Raw genomic sequence first — 234 nt, 5'->3', positions numbered from 1 at the left:
GGGGCCGGCCCCGCTGGCTCTGGGACGAGACGGCGCAGGCGTGGACGGTCGCGGTCGATCGCCGGCATGTCGGGTTCATCGACCTGTCGGCAGGACAGGGGCTGCTGGGGCAGGTGGAGGGCCGTACCGCCTGGGCAGTGGTCGACTGGCTGGACGCGCGCGGCCCGGCGTGGAAGGACCAGGTGAAGCACGTCGCGATCGACATGTGCACGATCTTCAAAGCGGCGGTGCGGG

General features: G+C 71.8%; 1 protein-coding gene. It reads left to right on the top strand.

Annotated features, from left to right (window positions below):
• Positions 1-234: transposase (locus ACWJ6R_RS38345; protein ID WP_449066849.1), on the top strand; the 234-nt coding region annotated here is incomplete at both ends.

This window comes from Planomonospora algeriensis, assembly GCF_977012225.1.
The sequence above is the reverse complement of the archived record's forward strand: the minus strand, read 5'-3'. Positions and strand labels throughout refer to the sequence as shown.